This is a genomic window from Aeromonas sp. S2(2024) (assembly GCF_041402505.1).
In the GTDB taxonomy this organism is placed as follows: domain Bacteria; phylum Pseudomonadota; class Gammaproteobacteria; order Enterobacterales; family Aeromonadaceae; genus Aeromonas; species Aeromonas media.
This window is the reverse complement of record NZ_JBGLRL010000029.1, coordinates 1-17,120: the sequence shown is the minus strand read 5'-3', so window position 1 is coordinate 17,120 and position 17,120 is coordinate 1. Positions and strand designations below refer to the sequence as shown.

Annotated in this window: 16 protein-coding genes; 9 read left to right on the top strand and 7 right to left on the bottom strand. The window is 63.5% G+C overall.

Going from position 1 to position 17,120, the window contains the following annotated elements; genetic code table 11:
• Positions 1–8: 8 nt before the first annotated feature.
• Together sfsA and thpR are read right to left on the bottom strand one after the other, a co-directional pair.
• On the bottom strand, positions 9–746 hold the full coding sequence (gene sfsA, locus ACB039_RS19495) for a DNA/RNA nuclease SfsA (RefSeq protein WP_182786357.1): 738 nt from the start codon (positions 744–746) through the stop codon (positions 9–11).
• Positions 743–1,288 (bottom strand): RNA 2',3'-cyclic phosphodiesterase, encoded by a 546-nt coding sequence (gene thpR, locus ACB039_RS19490; RefSeq protein ID WP_182786356.1) that lies wholly within the window; start codon positions 1,286–1,288, stop codon positions 743–745. The genes sfsA and thpR overlap by 4 nt, the downstream gene beginning before the upstream one ends.
• A gap of 227 nt (positions 1,289–1,515) precedes the next feature.
• Here thpR and hrpB point away from each other — a divergent pair, with 227 nt between their 5' ends.
• The 3 genes from hrpB (at position 1,516) to ACB039_RS19475 (ending at position 7,003) form a co-directional block, all read left to right on the top strand.
• Positions 1,516–3,963 (top strand): ATP-dependent helicase HrpB, encoded by a 2,448-nt coding sequence (gene hrpB / locus ACB039_RS19485; protein WP_182786354.1) that lies wholly within the window; start codon positions 1,516–1,518, stop codon positions 3,961–3,963.
• A gap of 265 nt (positions 3,964–4,228) precedes the next feature.
• Complete coding sequence (gene mrcB, locus ACB039_RS19480; RefSeq protein WP_005327576.1) at positions 4,229–6,550, top strand: penicillin-binding protein 1B; 2,322 nt, start codon at positions 4,229–4,231, stop codon at positions 6,548–6,550.
• 42 nt (positions 6,551–6,592) lie between these two features.
• Positions 6,593–7,003 carry a VOC family protein gene (locus tag ACB039_RS19475; RefSeq protein ID WP_182786350.1) on the top strand — a complete coding sequence of 137 codons (411 nt, stop codon included), beginning with the start codon at positions 6,593–6,595 and terminating at the stop codon, positions 7,001–7,003.
• 72 nt (positions 7,004–7,075) lie between these two features.
• Here ACB039_RS19475 and ACB039_RS19470 read toward each other — a convergent pair whose 3' ends face one another.
• A complete protein-coding gene (locus ACB039_RS19470) occupies positions 7,076–7,396 on the bottom strand; it encodes an SMR family transporter (protein ID WP_025328187.1) in 321 nt (106 codons plus the stop codon).
• Positions 7,384–7,776 carry a multidrug efflux SMR transporter gene (locus ACB039_RS19465; protein ID WP_182786348.1) on the bottom strand — a complete coding sequence of 131 codons (393 nt, stop codon included), beginning with the start codon at positions 7,774–7,776 and terminating at the stop codon, positions 7,384–7,386. The genes ACB039_RS19470 and ACB039_RS19465 overlap by 13 nt, the downstream gene beginning before the upstream one ends.
• Before the next feature lie 158 nt (positions 7,777–7,934).
• Here ACB039_RS19465 and ACB039_RS19460 point away from each other — a divergent pair, with 158 nt between their 5' ends.
• Positions 7,935–8,816, top strand: a complete 882-nt coding sequence (locus ACB039_RS19460; protein WP_182786346.1) for a LysR family transcriptional regulator — start codon at positions 7,935–7,937, stop codon at positions 8,814–8,816.
• Positions 8,817–8,870: 54 nt separating this feature from the next.
• On the opposite strand, the gene ACB039_RS19455 is transcribed toward ACB039_RS19460, so the two are convergent.
• The gene (locus ACB039_RS19455; protein WP_283941943.1) at positions 8,871–9,386 is read right to left on the bottom strand and encodes a DUF2937 family protein; all 516 of its coding nucleotides are present in this window, start codon (positions 9,384–9,386) and stop codon (positions 8,871–8,873) included.
• A gap of 209 nt (positions 9,387–9,595) precedes the next feature.
• Here ACB039_RS19455 and ACB039_RS19450 point away from each other — a divergent pair, with 209 nt between their 5' ends.
• The gene (locus tag ACB039_RS19450; protein WP_317841447.1) at positions 9,596–10,312 is read left to right on the top strand and encodes a phosphatase PAP2 family protein; all 717 of its coding nucleotides are present in this window, start codon (positions 9,596–9,598) and stop codon (positions 10,310–10,312) included.
• A 247-nt stretch (positions 10,313–10,559) separates the two neighbouring features.
• Positions 10,560–11,480, top strand: a complete 921-nt coding sequence (locus ACB039_RS19445; RefSeq protein ID WP_182786341.1) for a sulfite exporter TauE/SafE family protein — start codon at positions 10,560–10,562, stop codon at positions 11,478–11,480.
• 38 nt (positions 11,481–11,518) lie between these two features.
• On the opposite strand, the gene ACB039_RS19440 is transcribed toward ACB039_RS19445, so the two are convergent.
• Entirely contained in the window at positions 11,519–12,343 is an 825-nt protein-coding gene (locus ACB039_RS19440) for a hypothetical protein (RefSeq protein WP_005327593.1), read from the bottom strand.
• 210 nt (positions 12,344–12,553) lie between these two features.
• Positions 12,554–13,840: a glutamate-1-semialdehyde 2,1-aminomutase gene (gene hemL, locus ACB039_RS19435; RefSeq protein ID WP_182786340.1), complete on the bottom strand. Its 1,287-nt coding sequence runs from the start codon at positions 13,838–13,840 to the stop codon at positions 12,554–12,556.
• Between the two features lie 222 nt (positions 13,841–14,062).
• Here hemL and clcA point away from each other — a divergent pair, with 222 nt between their 5' ends.
• The 3 genes from clcA (at position 14,063) to erpA (ending at position 16,677) form a co-directional block, all read left to right on the top strand.
• Entirely contained in the window at positions 14,063–15,457 is a 1,395-nt protein-coding gene (gene clcA, locus ACB039_RS19430; RefSeq protein WP_182786338.1) for a H(+)/Cl(-) exchange transporter ClcA, read from the top strand.
• An 87-nt stretch (positions 15,458–15,544) separates the two neighbouring features.
• Positions 15,545–16,237: a DUF6776 family protein gene (locus tag ACB039_RS19425; protein WP_041205072.1), complete on the top strand. Its 693-nt coding sequence runs from the start codon at positions 15,545–15,547 to the stop codon at positions 16,235–16,237.
• A gap of 89 nt (positions 16,238–16,326) precedes the next feature.
• On the top strand, positions 16,327–16,677 hold the full coding sequence (erpA, locus tag ACB039_RS19420; RefSeq protein WP_025328177.1) for an iron-sulfur cluster insertion protein ErpA: 351 nt from the start codon (positions 16,327–16,329) through the stop codon (positions 16,675–16,677).
• Positions 16,678–17,120 lie beyond the last annotated feature (443 nt).

Sequence of the window (17,120 nt, the reverse complement as noted above, 5' to 3'; positions counted from 1 at the left end):
ATTTATTCTCAGCCCTCGGGTAGCAGGTGACCAGATTCAAATGGAATAAAATCTTGAGCCACCATGCCCTGCACCCCAACATGGGGGCGATAGCATAAAATTTCAACCCCTGCCGTAATTGCTTGCTCAACAAGCTGACTATAGTGCGGATCGATATGGGCTGCAGGGCGCACTCTCGCGATGCCGGAGTGCAACACCATGAACAGCAGCACGGCTCTGTGTCCGGCCGCCTTCATGGCCATCAATTCACGCAAGTGCTTGGCGCCACGGGTGGTGACCGCATCGGGGAAATAGCCCATGCCCGGTTGCTCCCGCTCGTCGAGTAGGGTGACAGATTTCACCTCGATGTAACAATTCGGCCGATGATCATCTTCCAGCAGCAGGTCGATGCGGCTGTTCTCCTCCCCGTATTTCACCTCGGTGCGCAGCCTGGCATAACCCGCCAGCGGGGCCAGCGCCCCTTGCTCGATGAGCTCCCGGGCGATCTGGTTGGCGCGGGCGGTGTTGACGCAGATGAAGTGACCCGCCGGACTCTCGGCGATCTCCCAGCTGTGGGCCAGCTTGCGCTTGGGGTTGCTTGAGGTGGAGTACCAGACCCGGGTGCCCGGATCGGCGCAACCCGTCATGGCACCGGTGTTGGCGCAGTGGAGGGTGATCTGCTCGCCGTTGTCGAGCAGCACGTCGGTCAGGAAGCGCTTGTAGCGGGCGATGAGCAGGCCGGATTGCAAGGGGGGATCGAAAATCATGAGGTCAGCTCCTCGCTGCTTGTTGCTTTGGCGCGGGCACGCAGGGGCCAGCAGGCGAGCGGCTCGTAGTGGACCCCGTCCGGTGTGCTGACGGAGCGATAGAGGCAGAAGCTGTCCGCCTGCAGCACGAAGTCCGGCGCTGGCAGCGCCTCCGGGGCCTCGGCCGCCTTGCGCGACAGGGTGATATGGGGGCGATAGTCCTGCTCGCCGTTGCCGAGTCCCAGCTTCTCGCCGTGGCGGCGCAGCGCCCTGGCCAGCACGTTCAGCTCGTTTGGCCACTCCCTCGGCCCCACCCAGGCGGCCTTGGCGCGGGCAAACCAGCCGGTCTGATCCAGATGGACGCTGAAAGGGGGGCAGCGCTGCTGCCCGGCGGCGGCGATCAGCCTGGCCTGGGTAGCCTCGTCGGCCTCGCCGAGAAAGGCCAGGGTCAAATGCAGATTATGCTCGGGCACCGGCAGGCCGGGCCAGGGGCGCCGTTCGCGCCAGTCGATCAGAGCGGGGGCAAGCTGGTGCAGGGGCAGGGCAAAGAAGAGTCTGGGCATGCGCAGCGTCGATCCTCGTGGTACTCACATGAAAGGGCCATTCTATGGCAGCTCGTCTGCGGATGTCTCCTGGTCGCGTCTCACCCTTGTCCGGGCGTGGCTGTCGTACCGGTGGGGGCACCCAGGCAACCGGTTGGTGCGCCCCCGGCACGGCTGCTGACGGTGGGCGGCTGGCTGTGGCAGAATGGGCGCCGTTTTCATGGTCATCACAGAAGGTCTTCGCCGTTTTGTCCCAACTCCCCATCGTCTCTGTGCTGCCCGAGCTGTTTGATGCCATCGACAGCCACGCCAGCGTGATACTGCAGGCCCCCCCGGGGGCGGGCAAGTCGACCCTGCTGCCCCTGGAGCTGGTGCGCCGAAACCAGCTGCCCGGCCGCATCATCATGCTGGAGCCCCGCCGCCTCGCGGCGCGCAACATCGCGAGCTTCCTGGCGCGCCAGCTCGGGGAGAAGGTGGGGGAGCGCATCGGGCTGCGGGTGCGGGGCGAGAGTCGCACCAGTGCCGCGACCCGGCTCGAGATAGTGACCGAGGGGGTGCTGACCCGGATGTTGCAGCAGGACCCTGAGCTTGCCGGGGTGTCGCTCATCATTTTCGATGAATTCCACGAACGTAGCCTGCATGCCGATACCGCACTGGCCTTCGCCATCGAGAGCCAGCAGGGGCTGAGAGAGGATCTCAAGCTGCTCATCATGTCCGCTACCCTGGACGGCATGGCGCTGGAGGCCCTGTTGCCGGACGCCCCCGTCATTCGTTCCGAGGGGCGCGGCTTTCCCATCGACTACCACTACCGTCCCACCAATCGCCAGCAGTGGCTGGAGCCCCAGGTGGGCGCCGTGGTGCTGGAAGCGCTGGCGACCCACGCGGGCAGTGCCCTGGTGTTCCTGCCGGGACAGGGGGAGATAGAGCGGCTCGCCCAGTGGCTGGAAGGGCGCCTGCCTGACGATGTGCGTCTCGCCCCTCTCTATGGCCAGCTTGACATGGCAGCCCAGCAGGCGGCCATAGAGCCCGCTCCGGCGGGGAGCCGCAAGTTGGTGCTCACCACCAATGTGGCGGAGACCTCCCTCACCATAGAGGGGGTGTCTGTGGTGATCGACAGCGGGCTGGAGCGGCGCGCCACCTTCGATCTGAGAAGTGGCGTCACCCGGCTGGAGACCCGTCAGATTGCCAGGGCCTCCGCCACCCAGCGGGCGGGCCGTGCCGGCCGTCTCGGCCCCGGGGTCTGTTACCGGCTTTGGAGCGCCGAGGTGCAAGAGCGCCTCGCCGAGCAGAGCCCGCCGGACATCCTCACCCAGGAGCTGACCGGCCTGCTGCTGGACGCCGCCCAGTGGGGGGCCAAGGTAGAAGATCTGCCGCTGCTGGACATGCCCCCCGCTGCTGCTGTGGGGAGTGCCCGTCGCCTGCTGGTGGCCCTTGGCGCCATGAAACCGGAGGCTGAGCAACAACTCACTCCGGCCGGCCGCACGATGGCCGCCTTCGGCACTCATCCCCGTCTGGCGCGTATGCTGCTGCGGGCCCGGGAGCTGGAGGCCGAGGGTCTGACAGGGATTGTCGCCGATGCGGCATTCCTGGTGGCGCTGCTGGAAGAAGATCTGCGAGGATCTGAGCGCCTTTCCGTGCTCTTCCATCGCCGCCAGGGGGCCTTGCGTCAGGGGGCCGCCCGCTGGTTCGAACGCCTGGGCGCCCGCCCTGCCAATGCACAGGGACAGTGGCTGGGGCTGCTGTGCGCCCTCGCCTGGCCGGACAGGATAGGCAAGCTGCGCAGCGGCAGCCGCTATCAACTCAGTGGTGGGATCGGCTGCGATCTGGTAGAAGGTCACCCATGTCAGGGACAGGGGGCCCTGATCGCCATCGAGATGGGGCAGAACGATCGCGGCAGCCGCATCTTCATCGCCGAGCCGGTGGCGCTGGACGAACTGGTGCGCCAGCTGCCGGAGCTGGTCAGCGAGCGCCAGTGGTTCGACTGGGACGAGCGCGAGGAGCGGGTCCGGGCCGAGCGCCAGCAGGTGATCGGCGAACTGGTGCTGAGCCAGCGGCCGCTGACGGATCTCTCCGACGAACAGAAGGGGCGCTGCCTGTTGCAGGGCATTCGTCGCAAGGGGCTGCACGTGCTGCCCTGGGACGAGGGCAGCGAAGGCTTGCTGGCCCGATTGCGCTGCGCTGCCGACTGGCTGCCGGACGAGGGTTGGCCCGCCATGGACGACGAGAGTCTGCTGGCCCGCCTGGAGGAGTGGCTCTTGCCTGCCCTGAGTGGCATGACCCGGCTGGAGCAGCTCAAAAGGCTCAACCTTGCCGATCTGCTGCGCCAGTCTCTGCCCTGGCCCTTGCCAAAACGGCTGGACGAGGCGCTGCCGAGCCACTTCAGCGCGCCGACCGGCAGTCGGGTGCGGATCCGCTATCAGCCGGGGCAGGTCCCGGTGATCCCGGTGCGCATTCAGGAGATGTTCGGGCAGGGCACCACCCCCTGCGTGGCCGATGGCCGGGTACCCCTGGTGGTGGAGCTGCTCTCCCCGGCCCAGCGGCCGCTGCAGATCACCGCCGATCTCGCCGCCTTCTGGGCGGGATCCTATGAGCAGGTGAAGAAAGAGATGAAGGGGCGTTACCCCCGTCACTACTGGCCGGACAATCCGCTGGAGGCGATGCCGACCAAAGTCACCAAGAAGAAGATGGGGCTGTAGGTTGGTGCTGAGCGTAGCGAAGCCCAACTCCAGCAGACAGCCCTCACCCTAACCCTCTCCGAGAGGGAGAGGGAACCGAGCGAGGTTGGTGTTTGCGCCCTTCTCCTCTCCTTTTTCAAAGACATGGGAGAAGGGTGGGGGATGAGGGGCTGGGCATCCATGTTGTCTGGCGACGCGAAACCCAGAATCCAGGTTCGATTGGTTAAGCCCGATCGGACGTTCGCGAATGCGACATCACAAGTAGAAAGGAAAGCAAAGAGGAATTATGGCAACCCAACGACGCAAGAGCCCGCCCAAGAAGGCAGCTCCCAAGCGCACCATCTGGCGCACCCTGTTCTGGCTTGGCTTCAAGCTCTCCCTGGTGGTGGCGGCCTTCATGGTGGTGTTTGGTATCTACCTCGATACCAAGGTGCGCGAGCGCTTCGACGGGGAGAAGTGGCAGTTGCCCGTGATGGTCTACAGCCGTCCACTGGAGCTCTACCCCAGCCAGCGTCTCTCCCAGACCCAGATGCTGCGGGAGCTCAACATGCTGAGCTACAAGCAGGTGCGTCAGCCCCACACCCCGGGAGAGTATGCGGTCAACGGCAATCGCATCGAGCTGGTGCGCCGTCCGTTCGAATTCCATGACGGCGCAGACGGCGCCCGCGGCCTGCGCCTCACCTTCAACGGTGCACGGCTGGAGGGGATCCAGTCGCTGGAGAACCAGCGTCAGCTCGGTTATGCCCAGATGGACCCGGTGTTGCTGGACCGTCTCAACACCGAGGATCGGGAAGATCGCCTGCTGGTGCGCATCGCCGAGGTGCCGGACAGCCTGCTGGTGACCCTGCTGACCACCGAAGATCGGGACTTCTACCAGCACGGTGGCGTCTCGCCGGTGGCCATCATGCGCGCCATGGTAGCCAACTTGCTGGCGGGTCGTACCGTACAGGGGGGCAGTACCCTCACCCAGCAGCTCGCCAAGAACTTCTTCCTGACCCGGGAGCGCAGCCTGTGGCGCAAGGCGCAGGAAGCCTATATGGCGGTGCTGATCGACTACCGCTACAGCAAGGACGAGATCCTGGAGGCCTACCTCAACGAGGTCTATCTGGGGCAGAACTTCTCCCAGGGGGTCTATGGCTTCGGGCTCGCCTCCTACTTCTACTTCGGCATCCCGGTCAACGAGCTGGACATCGATCAGGTGGCCCTGCTGGTGGGCATGGTGAAGGGGCCCTCCTATTACGATCCCTGGCGCTTCCCCGAGCGGGCCAAGGCGCGCCGGGATCTGGTGCTGAAACTGCTGATGGAGCACGGCAGCCTGACTCAGGCCGAGTATGAGCTGGCCAGCAAGCAGCCCCTTGGCATCATAGCCCGGGGCCAGATGAGCTATGGGCGCACCCCGGCCTTCATGGGGCTGCTCAAGCGGGAAATCCAGAACCGCTTCGGCCCGGATCTGCTCAAGCAATCCGGCCTCAAGATCTTCACCAGCCTGGATCCCATCGCCCAGCACGCCGCCGAGCAGGCGGTGCAGACCGGCCTCGCTACCATCGAGAAGCAGCGCGGCAAGAAGAAGCTGGAGGCGGCCATGGTGGTCTCCGATTGGCACAAGGGTGAGGTGGTCGCCATGGTGGGAGGGCGGGATCCCCGTTACGCTGGCTTCAACCGTGCGCTGGATGCCCGTCGCCAGATAGGCTCCCTGGTGAAACCGGCGGTCTATCTCACCGGCCTCTCCAACGGCCTGACCCTGGGCACGCCGCTCAAGGATCAGCCAATCCGCATCCGCGGTCAGGATGGCCAGATCTGGACGCCGCAGAACTATGATCGCAAGTTCCGCCAGAGCGTGCCGCTGATGGAGGCGCTCGCCAGCTCCCTCAACGTGCCGACCGTCAACCTGGGTCTTCAGGTGGGACTCGACAAGGTGGTGGACACCCTGCACAAGCTGGGGGTTCAGCAGGAGATCCAGCCTTACCCGTCTCTGGTGCTGGGGGCGGTGGCGCTCTCCCCCATGGAGGTGAACCAGATGTATCTGCCCATCGCGAACCAGGGGCTGACCCAGCCGTTGTCGGCGATCCGCGCCGTGGTGAACGGCGATGGCAGCCAGCTCTATCAGCATGACGAGACCGCCAAGCGGGTGACGGATCCTCAGGCCAGCTGGCTGACCCTGTTTGCCATGACCAAGACGGTGAGCCAGGGCACGGCCCGGGCGCTCGGTGCCAAGTTCCCCGGCGCCACCATGGCCGCCAAGACCGGGACCACCAACGAGCTGCGGGACTCCTGGTTTGCCGGGATGGACAACAACGAACTGGTGAGCATCTGGGTCGGTCGGGATGACAACCAGCCCGCCGGGTTGACCGGGGCCAGCGGTGCCTTGCAGCTGTTCAGCGGTTACATGAGCCAGCGCGGCGTCAACAGCCTGGGGTTGAAGATGCCGGAAGGGGTGAGCTGGGCCAGTTTCTCCCGCAGCAGCGGCGCCCGGGTCGCGAGCGATTGCCCCGGCAGTCTGCAGGTGCCGGCCAAGCTGGCGGGACTGAGCGAGCCGATGAGCTGCGCCAGCCCGGTATCCAATCCGGTCAACGCGCTGGATCAGTGGTTCGGCGGCTTCTTCAACTAACGGAGACGGGCAGCCCAGGCTGCCCGTTTTACAAGGATTGCCATGACACTTTCCCTGCTCGGCGGCATTCACCATGTGGCCATCATCGCCAGCGACTATGAGCGCTCGCGCCACTTCTACCACCAGGTGCTGGGGCTGCCCATCCTGGCGGAGACACTGCGGGAGGCCCGCCAGTCCTGGAAGCTGGATCTGGCGCTGCCTGACGGCGGCCAGCTGGAGCTGTTCAGCTTTCCCACCCCCCCTGCGCGCCCCTCGAGGCCGGAGGCGTGCGGTCTGCGGCACCTGGCGTTTCGGGTGCCGGCGCTCGATCCCGTCATCGCCCATCTGGAGCAGCACGGGGTGGCCGTGGAGCCGGTACGGGTGGACGAGCGGACCGGCAGCCGCTTCACCTTCTTCGCAGACCCGGACGGCCTGCCGCTGGAGCTCTACGAGGTCGATGCGGAGCCAGCATGAGCGGGCAGTGCAGCAGCATGAGTGCGTAAAAAAAAAGCCGCCCGGCGAACACCGGGCGGCTTTTTCATGGGGTCAGGCCGTGGTCAGCAGGGCCACGGCGACGGCCATCACCAGGATGCCGACCCAGCCGACGGGCTTGAGACGCTCACCAAACAGCAGCAGGCCGCCGAGGGCGGTGCCCAGGATGCCGATGGCGCCCCAGGTGGCATAGGCCACGGCGAGATCTATCCTGCCGGTGCTCACCGCCTCACTGAGCAGGGTAAAGGCGCAGAGCACCAGCAGTATGCCGAGCAGGCCCCAGCCCTTGTGGCGAAAACCGAGGGAGCGGTTGATGGCCATGTTGGCCCCCACATCCAGCAGGGCTGCGCCCAGTACGATGATCAACGGGTGCATGGGGCCTCCTTGGCAGGGGTCGGCTCAACCGGCTCGGCATGGGTTTCCCCCAGGGTCACCATAACAATGCCCACTATTGCCAGCGCCAGCCCGATCCACTCCTGCACACTCAGCTCGTAGCCCAGGAACAGCACGGAGACGGCGGTGATCAGGGCAATTCCCAGCCCCTCCCACAACGCGAACGCAATACCAATGGAGATTGTTTTGGCGGCCTTGGCCAGCATCAGGTAGGAGAGGGCGATGAGCAGCCACATCGGCATATGGTGGAGCCAGCCGGTCTCACTCTCCGGGATCAGGGCCATGGTGGAGGTGCCTGCCACCTCGGTCAGGATGGCGCCCGTCAGGAAGAGGCGGGCCAAAAGCAGGGGACTGGATAACATGGGGTTTCCTTCTGTTGCTGCGACGAGGGAGAGGATAGCCGCAACCTGTTCAGTCGGCAGAATCGCTGAGCGTCGAGAATTCAGGCGCTGATAGTTTGCCTCGGAGGAGAGTGGCGGCGTAAGGTGAGGATGGAACAAGCTGCCGCCAGAGCGTGACCATGAAGCTTTATCAGATACAACTCTTTGTAGAATCAGCAGACAGTGGCTCGATTGCCAATGCCGCCAGACGCCTTGGCAAGAGCCGCAGTGCCGTCAGCACGGCGATCGCCTCCCTGGAAGTAGAGCTTGGCGTCGACCTTTTTGAACGAGGGGCCAACCAGAGCCGACTCACCGAGATAGGGGAGCAGGTGCTGGACGACTGCCGGCGGCTGCTGCAGGCGGCCAACAGCCTCAAGCTCAAGTGCGAGCACCACGCCTCCGGCGCCGAGGTGGCGCTGCGGGTAGCGCGGGACGACGCCATCCCGGAACCGGTCTGGCGCGAGATGCTGGGGGCGCTGCGCCAGCAGTTTCCCGGTACCAGCATCTCCCTGGTGCTGGCCTCACCCCCCGAACTGCCGGCCCTGGTGGAGGAGGGGTTCGTGGATGCCGCCTTCGGCCTCATCACTGAGGATCAGGAGCGTAGCGGCCTCAACATAGACGTGCTCAACCCGATCCGCACCCTGATGGTGGTGGCGCCCAGCCACCCGCTGGCCGGTTTGAAGCGGGTGCTGCAGCAGGACTTGACCGATCAGACCCAGGTCACCCTCTCCTATGTGGACGAGTTTTCGGTCAAGAGCCTGCTCCCTATCGGTGGCCAGCACATAGGGTTGTCGAGCTTCGAGCTGATGCGGGATGCGGTGCTGGACGGCCTGGGCTGGGCGGTGTTGCCCTCACCGCTGATCCAGAGCCAGCTGCGCCAGGGAGAGCTGCTGACCCTGAAGCACAAGTTCAGCCTGCAGTGGCGCGATTACGGGGTCTATCTGTCGGAGAACGCCCATCACGGCAAGGTGCTGGCCTGGCTGAAGAAGGCCATCGAGGCCTATCTCGAACCCTTCGAGTAACCAGGAGTACAGCAACAGGGGCCGCTGGCCCCTGTTGCTTGAGACGGCTGGAGGTCAGCGCAGGGCGTGACGGGGGGCGGGCTGGCGCTGGCGAAAGGGCAGCAGGAGCAGGCTGAGCAGCAGATCTCCCAGCAGGGACGCGAGCAGCCCCACCATCACCCCGCAGAAGATGGCGGCCTGCTTGAGGGGCACCACATAGCCGTAGTTGCGCAGGGTGTCCTGCCAGAGCTGGGAGTCCGCCTGCAACAGCAGGTGGGAGACTTGCAGGTACCAGGGCCTATCCTGGAAGGCGCGCTCCTGTTGCAGATGGCGCTGCTGGCTCACCAGTTGCCGCAGGCTGGTGGCATCCTGAGTGAAGACGGGATCCTGGCTGGCTCCGTAATGGGCGACCAGGGCGTCGAGATCGCCGCCAAAGTGTTGCTCCGCGGTGCGCTGGAAGGGTTCCAGACTGAGGCTGGCCTGTTGCAGGCGTGCATCCAGACGCTGGTAGTAGAGATCGACGATCCCCGGTATCTGCACGCCCGCCAGCAAACCGAGGGCAAACAACATCATGCGAAGGTAACTGCGCATAGCCATCATCCTGAGTAAAAGGAGCCTCATACTAGCCGCAAGCCCTCGGCGCGCCAAGGTGGCGCTGACGGCCCCGGTATCCGGTGATAACGGGTTGGGTCAAAAAGGAGTCAACAGGATGTTGCTTGTTACATGAATTCTTACATTTTTGTGATGCAAGTCACTCGGAGGCTGACCTAGAATCACCGCTTTTTGAAGGAAGACTCGGCATGAGCAAGTTCATACCTTTCTATCTGATCGGGGGCCTGATTGCCCTCAGTTGGGCCACCCTGCCGGGTCATGGCCCCTGGGATCACTGGGATCTCGCCACCTTTCAGCTGGTCAATGGCTGGCTGGGTCAATCCCCCCGCTGGGCCGATCTGGTGGCCATCACCAACAATCGCCTGTTCGATCTGGCCACCCTGGGCTGCATGGGGCTGATCCTGGGCGCCTGCTTCTTCCGGGCACATGTTGAGGGGCGCCGTCACCTGGTGGCCATGGGGATCGTGATGCTGCTGGGGGCCCTGGTGATCAATCAGCTCGGTCATCTGCTGCCGGTCAGCCGTCCCAGCCCTACCCTGATGGTGGACGGGGCGCTGCGCCTGACCGAGATCAGTGCCATTCCCACCAAGGACTCCGCCGGCGACAGCTTCCCCGGCGATCATGCCCTGTTCTTGATGATCTTCGCCGGTTTTGCCCTGCGCTACCTGCCGCGCCGGGCCGCCGTGCTCGCCGTGCTGATGGTGCCCCTGTTCTCGGCCCCCCGTATCCTCGCCGGTGCCCACTGGCTGACGGATGTCTATGTCGGCGCACTCTGCCTCGCCCTCATCTGTCTGCCGCCCCTGCTGCTGACCCCATTGTCGGATCGGCTGATCGGCCGCCTTACCCCCAGGTTGCCCCGCTGGATCGCCGGAACTCCTTGTTGCTTGAGTAGCGGAGGGCAATAAAAAGAAGGCGGGTGACCGCCTTCTTTTGCTTATGCCCATCGGTGCTGTGGTCGTCGCGAAATGACCAGGACTACGCCCGATGAGTGCGGGCTTGCGCCCTCAACGACAAGTATTGGCAGAGTCATTCGAGCTTTACCATCAGAAACTGGCGGGGCCAAACGTTTGCATCCGATGAAAGCGTGATCCAGACCAGGATTTTTTCTGTGGGCTGCCTTAGAATCGCCGCCCGTTGCTGGAGGTCCCCCCTATGCTTGTCACTTTTCTGCGCCTGTTGTTCATCGGTTGCGCCCTGGTCTTTATCTTCATGCTGATCCATGCCTGGTGGCACAAGCGGCGCCGGGGCGAGCTGGAATCCACCCCCTTCTGGCCGGTGGCGGCCATCGGTTTCGTCGCCAACTTTCTCGACACCCTTGGGGTCGGCAGCTTCGCGGTCAAGACCGCCTGCTACAAGCAGTTCAAGCTGATCGACGATCGTCTGCTGCCGGGTACCCTCAACGGTCAGTGCGTGCTGCCGACCGTGACCCAGTCCCTCATCTTCATCGGCGTAGTCAAGGTGGATCCGCTCACCCTCATCAGCATGATGGCCGCCGCCGCCGCGGGCGCCGCCTGGGGGGCTCGCCATGTTGCCTCGTTCGATCGCCAGACCATCAGGCTGGTGATGGCGGTCTCCCTGCTGGTCGTCGCCGGGCTCATCTTCGCCGGTCTGCTGGGCCTTTTCCCCGTTGGCGGAGATGCGATGGGGCTCAGTGGCTACAAGCTGGGAATAGCCCTGCTCGGCAACTTCCTGTTCGGGGTGCTGATGAATGTGGGCATAGGGCTGTTCGCCCCCTGCATGACGCTGGTCTATCTGCTGGGGATGAACCCGCTGGCGGCCTTCCCCATCATGATGGGATCCACCGCCGTGCTCAGTGTCTTCTCGGCGGGCACCTTCATCCGCAAGGGGGCCTTCGATGCCAGGGCCGTGCTGGCGGTGGCCCTCTTCGGCCCCATCGGCGTGGTGCTGGCGGCCATGCTGGTGCAGTCCATGGACATGGAGATGCTCAAGTGGCTGGTGGCCTTCATCGTCATCTACACCTCCTGGACGATGTACGCCTCCTGGCAGGCGGCGCGCCGTCAGCCCGACATCCAGGTTGAAGCACAAGCCCAGCTGAGTGAGGCTCCCCGCTAGCCGTCTCCAATCCACAGGAAGTCTGTCAGGGCGAGGAATTATCTCGCCCGTCTGAAGCCACTGCGTCGCCGAGGCAGAAGGCCTGCCCCTGACTCGCCGCCACTGGTCAGGGGCCGCTGACTGGAGGCGACCAGGGCTGCCTCGGCCTTTGCCCCGAGGAAGACATAGAGCCCCAGCGCCAGCAGCAATCCCACGGCGCAACCCATCACCCCCACCGCAGGCCAGAGCAGTTCGTTCTGGCCGAGGGATCCCTTGAACAGCAGCAAGAGTCCCTCGATGGAGACCGCAATCAGGATGGCGGCGATGAAGCGGGTGATGGTGCGGCGAATGGCGCTGTGACGGAAGATGTCCTTATGCAGCAACACCTCCTCCTCCAGTATGGTCTTGCCGAGATCGAACACCGCCAGCGCCAGGGTCAGGAAGATGATGGCGCTGAAGGCGCCGAGCCGGTTCTGCTGGGTGCCGCACAGCAGCAGATAGAGCTGCTCGAGGCCATGCCAGATCAGGGTTCCCACGATGAGAAACAGCGCCAGACTCAGGATCACGTAGACGGCCCTGAACCAGGGGATGGCGCGGCGCCGCTCCCTGTCCCCCATCAGCCAGGCGATCAGCTGGTGCAGATTGATCTCAAGCTCCCGACCATGACCCTGCACCCTCAGCCGCAACTGCCCCTGGGGGGCCGGAATGGGGGGCAGGATCCCCGCTCTTGCCTGGCTCTGGCCCAGACTCTGCACGCTCAGCACGAAGGGATAGGCCTTGAGGGCCTCCTGGGAGAGGGTGAGCAACCCCAGCAACAGGGGGGTCAACTCGGTTTCGTACTCCTGATAGCGCCGCAGCACATCGATGGGGCTCATCTCTGCCATATGGACCTCGGTCAAGTGGGCTCCTGAGTAAGGCAGTGCAAATAGTGGGCCCGCTTTATGACAGCCAGTGTGGCCGTGGATGCACCAGCAAGTGGCAAACACTGGCGAGAAGAGAGAGGAGGCTGCACCAGAAGGGGGCTCTGGCAAGACGAGGCGACAGAGGTAACAAAAAAGGGCCCTTCGCGGGCCCTTGGTTCATGCTGGCAGGGCTCAGCCCGCCAGTTTGGCGAAGCTGCGCTCTGCGGCAGCCAGGGTGTGTTCAATCTCCTTGTCGCCGTGAGCCAGTGACAGGAAGCCCGCCTCGTAGGCACTCGGCGCCAGATAGACACCCTCCTCCAGCATCAGATGGTAGAAGCGCTTGAAGCGCTCCATGTCGCAGCGGGTCACCTGCTCGTAGCGGGTGATCTCGGTCTCTTCGGTGAAGAAGAAGCCGAACATGCCGCCCACGTAGTTGATGGCGAGCGGGATGCCGTGCCTGGCGGCGGCCGCTTTCAGCCCTTCCGCCACCCGGGCCGTCTTGGCGCTCAGCTGCTCGTAGAGTCCCGGCTCCAGCAGCAGGCCCAGCATGGTGAGACCTGCGGCCATGGCCACAGGGTTGCCGGAGAGGGTGCCAGCCTGATAGACGGGGCCGGTCGGCGCTATGTATTGCATCACCTTCTTCTTGCCGCCGAAGGCGCCCACCGGCATGCCGGCCCCGATGATCTTGCCGAGGGTGGTGAGATCCGGGTCTATGTTGTAGTGGCCCTGGGCGCCGCGCAGGGAGACGCGGAAGCCGGTCATGACTTCGTCCAGGATCAGCAGGGAGCCGAACTCGTCGCAGATGGCGCGCAGCCCTTCCAGGAAGCCGGGTACCGGCGGGATGCAGTTCATGTTGCCTGCCACCGGCTCGACTATGATGCAGGCGATCTCGCTGCCGTACTGAGTGAAGGCTTCACGCACCGAGTCCAGATCGTTGAACACGCAGGTCAGGGTGTGCTTGGCGAAATCAGCCGGTACGCCCGGGCTGTTGGGCTGACCCAGGGTCAGGGCGCCTGAACCTGCCTTGACCAGCAGGGAGTCGGCGTGGCCGTGGTAGCAGCCTTCGAATTTGACGATCTTGTCGCGGCCTGTGTAGCCGCGGGCCAGGCGGATGGCGCTCATGGTGGCTTCGGTGCCTGAGTTGACCATACGCACCTGCTCCATGGAGGGCACTATCTGGCGTACCTTCTCGGCCATCAGCACTTCGATCTCGGTGGGGGCGCCATAGCTCAGCCCCTTCTCAACGGCCTTGATGACGGCGGCCTTGATGGCCGGGTGGTTGTGACCCAGCAGCATGGGGCCCCAGGAGCCGATGTAGTCAACATAGGCCTGACCGTCCACGTCATAGAGGTAGGCGCCATCGGCGTGATCGATGAAGCGGGGTGTGCCGCCGACCCCATTGAAGGCGCGGACCGGTGAGTTGACGCCGCCCGGAATGGTCTGGCGGGCCTGTTCAAACAGCTGATCTGATTTTGACATGGATCATCCTTAATGGGATTTTGGTCGTCACCCGGGTGCAGGCGGTCGATTGCGGCTCGGCAGGCTGTGGTGGGAGGAGTATGCTTTGCGCTCTCGCCACCCGGACTCCCGGACTGCACCCGTGATAAATGAAACGGGCCGACTATAGCAGAAAGGCCCTGTGCTGGGCAGCCGAGCCGAGGCCGGGTGTTTTCGACCCTCGTCAGATGAGCGTGAATACCCATGGTGCAACAAGCTATCCCCCCTCGCGAGGCGACCACACAAGCTCGCCCGCCTGTCCTTCAGCGCCTGATCCAGCGGGACAAGATGCCGCTGCTGGTGCTCTTGCTGGCCGCCCTGGTCGGGGTTCTGGCCGGACTGGTCTGCGGGTTGTTTGAATCCGGTGTGCACTGGCTGGCACAGCAGCGAGTCCTGCTGCTGGCGGATCGCCCCTGGTGGCAGCTCGGTCTGCTGGGCTTTGGCTTCAGCGCCCTGCTGGGGTTTGTCGGCTACTTCCTCACTCACACCTTCGCCCCGGAAGCGGGCGGCTCCGGCATTCCCGAGATCGAAGGGGCCATGGACGAACTGCGTCCGGTGCGCTGGTGGCGGGTCTTGCCGGTCAAGTTTTTCGGCGGCATCTGTACCTTGAGCTCCGGCATGGTATTGGGGCGGGAGGGGCCCTCGGTACAGATCGGCGGCAACCTTGGCAAGATGGTGGCGGACATCTTCCGCCTGCCGAAGGAGCATGGTCATGCCCTGCTGGCGGCGGGGGCGGCGGGAGGACTGGCCGCCGCCTTCAACGCGCCGCTGGCGGGGATACTCTTCGTGATGGAGGAGATGCGGCCGCAGTTCCGCTACTCCTTCCTCGCCATCAAGGCGGTGGGGATCTCGGCCGTCATGGCGACCCTGATGCTGCAGAACATGAAGGGGCAGGCGCCAGTCATCACTCTGCCCCACTACGACGCCCCGGCCCTGAAGGCGCTCTGGCTCTTCCTCTTCATGGGGGGCTGTTTCGGCGTGCTGGGCTTCGTGTTCAACAAGCTGGTGCTCGCCTGTCAGGACGGTTATCTGGCTCTGCACCAGAACAAGCGTCACCGCTTCGTTGCCATCGGCATGCTGGTGGCAGGTACCTTCGGCGTGCTCTCGCTGTTTGCCCCCTCGGTGACCGGTGGGGGAACCGAGTTGATCCCTCATCTGGTGGGGGGTAACTATGGGATGGCGACCCTCTTCCTCATCTTCTCGGTGCGACTGATTGCCACCCTCGTCTGTTTTTGTTCGGGCGCCCCCGGCGGCGTCTTCGCCCCGACCCTGGCACTCGGCACCCTGTTCGGGGTGGTCTTCGGCCACCTGTTCCATGCGGCCTTTCCCGATCTGGGCATAGAGCCCGGCGCCTTCGCCATCGCCGGCATGGGAGCGCTGTTTGCCGCCACAGTGCGGGCCCCCATCACCGGTATAGTGCTGGTGACCGAGATGACGGACAACTATCAGCTGATCCTGCCCATGATGATCACCACCATAGGGGCCACCCTGGTGGCACAGTGGTTGGGAGGGCGCCCCATCTATTCCCAGATCCTGGAGCGAACTTTACGGCTTGCGGCGCGTCAAAAGCGGGGAGACGGCAGCGTGGCTGCCAGTTAACTCCTTGTTTATCCGCATCAATCCGGCAAGGTCGCGTATAGTGAAGGGAAACAGGCCGTGGTATGGCGTGCTAATAGAAGAGGCCCTATGTCCCAAATCGTGAAGGTATTGGTGGTGCTGGCGGTGGGGGCCTGCATCGGCTATTTCATCGGGAATCGGCAAGAACTGGCCCAGAGCAGTCTGCTGACGGTGCAGCAAGAGACCCTGGAGCGGCAGAGCAAGGCCATAGGCCAGCTCAAGACGGATCTGGGGGTCAAGGACACCTTGCTGGCGACCCAGAAGGCGGCCTTCGAACAGTTGCAGAAAACCCTCAAGGATCAGGAAGCCCAGGTACAGGAGCAAAAGCGTCAGCTGGCCTTCTTCGAGCGTATCATGCGCCCTACCGGTGATCAGGTGGGGGTGACCATCGACAACCTGACCCTGCAGGAAACCAGCGTGCCGGGTCGCTATCACTATCGTCTGGCCCTGACCCAGCCCGCCAAGAAGCGGGAGCTGTTTCGGGGTCAAGTACAAATCAGGGTCGAAGGCAGCCTGGCAGACAAGCCCAGGATCCTCAGTGGGCGCGAGCTTGGCATGACGGTCGGGGAGGGGCGCTATGCGCTGCGCTACTTCCAGCTGTTAGAAGGCAACTGGCAACTGCCGGCAGGCTTTGTACCGGATAGGGTGAGGATCATCATCGCCAAGGACGGTCGCCAGCCGGCCCAGGAGTTGCTGGCGGAGTGGAGCGAGGTACTCAAGCCCCTGGTGACTCAACCAGCCCCCTTGCCCGTGGTGCAGTAAGAGAGTGGTGAATACTTGAACTAAATGGTCGGGTATTGGATAATTTCGCGGTTTCCATGTTTGTGGATGTAATGGTTGTGAGGTCAGTAATGAGTGCAGTAGCAGAAGCCCCGTTGCCAATCCAGATGACGGATGCGGCGGCGAACAAGGTAAAGACCTTGATTACCGAAGAAGAAAATCCCGAGCTCAAGTTGCGGGTCTACATCACTGGGGGGGGCTGCTCCGGTTTCCAGTACGGTTTCACCTTTGACGAAAAGATCAACGACGGGGATACCGTGGTCGAGAAGAGCGGCGTGACCATGGTGATCGATCCCATGAGTCTGCAGTATCTGGTTGGGGGTAGCGTGGACTACACCGAAGGTCTGGAAGGCTCCCGCTTTACCGTGACCAACCCCAACGCCTCGACCACCTGTGGCTGTGGCTCCAGCTTCTCCATCTGATTGGTCAGCAGCACACATTTGAAAGGGTCCGGCAGGGCCCTTTTCTATTTGCGCATCTCTCCCTCATATATGAACCCCCTCTATATAGAGCAGGCAGCCTGGCCTGGGCGGCACGGGTGCTGCCGAAAGTGACCTCTTATGAGCCCTTTGTCGAAGGTGTTTTGTACGATTTGGTTGCATATTAAACACTTGAACGTCTTTCTCAAAAAAACACATAGTTTTTGGTTGTCAGAAAGAATCAGATCCCTATAATGCGCCTCCATCAGCACGGCGCAGTGCGCGTCTGGTCTGGCTTGCAAAGCAACCCAGTGAGGGTTATAGTTTCAAACCCTGCTCTTTAACAATTTGAATCAAGCAATCTGTGTGGGCACTCACAGCATCGAACATCAAACAATTTTGTTGATTTTCAATGTCTGGTGAAGTGACCAAGACAACTTCGGTTG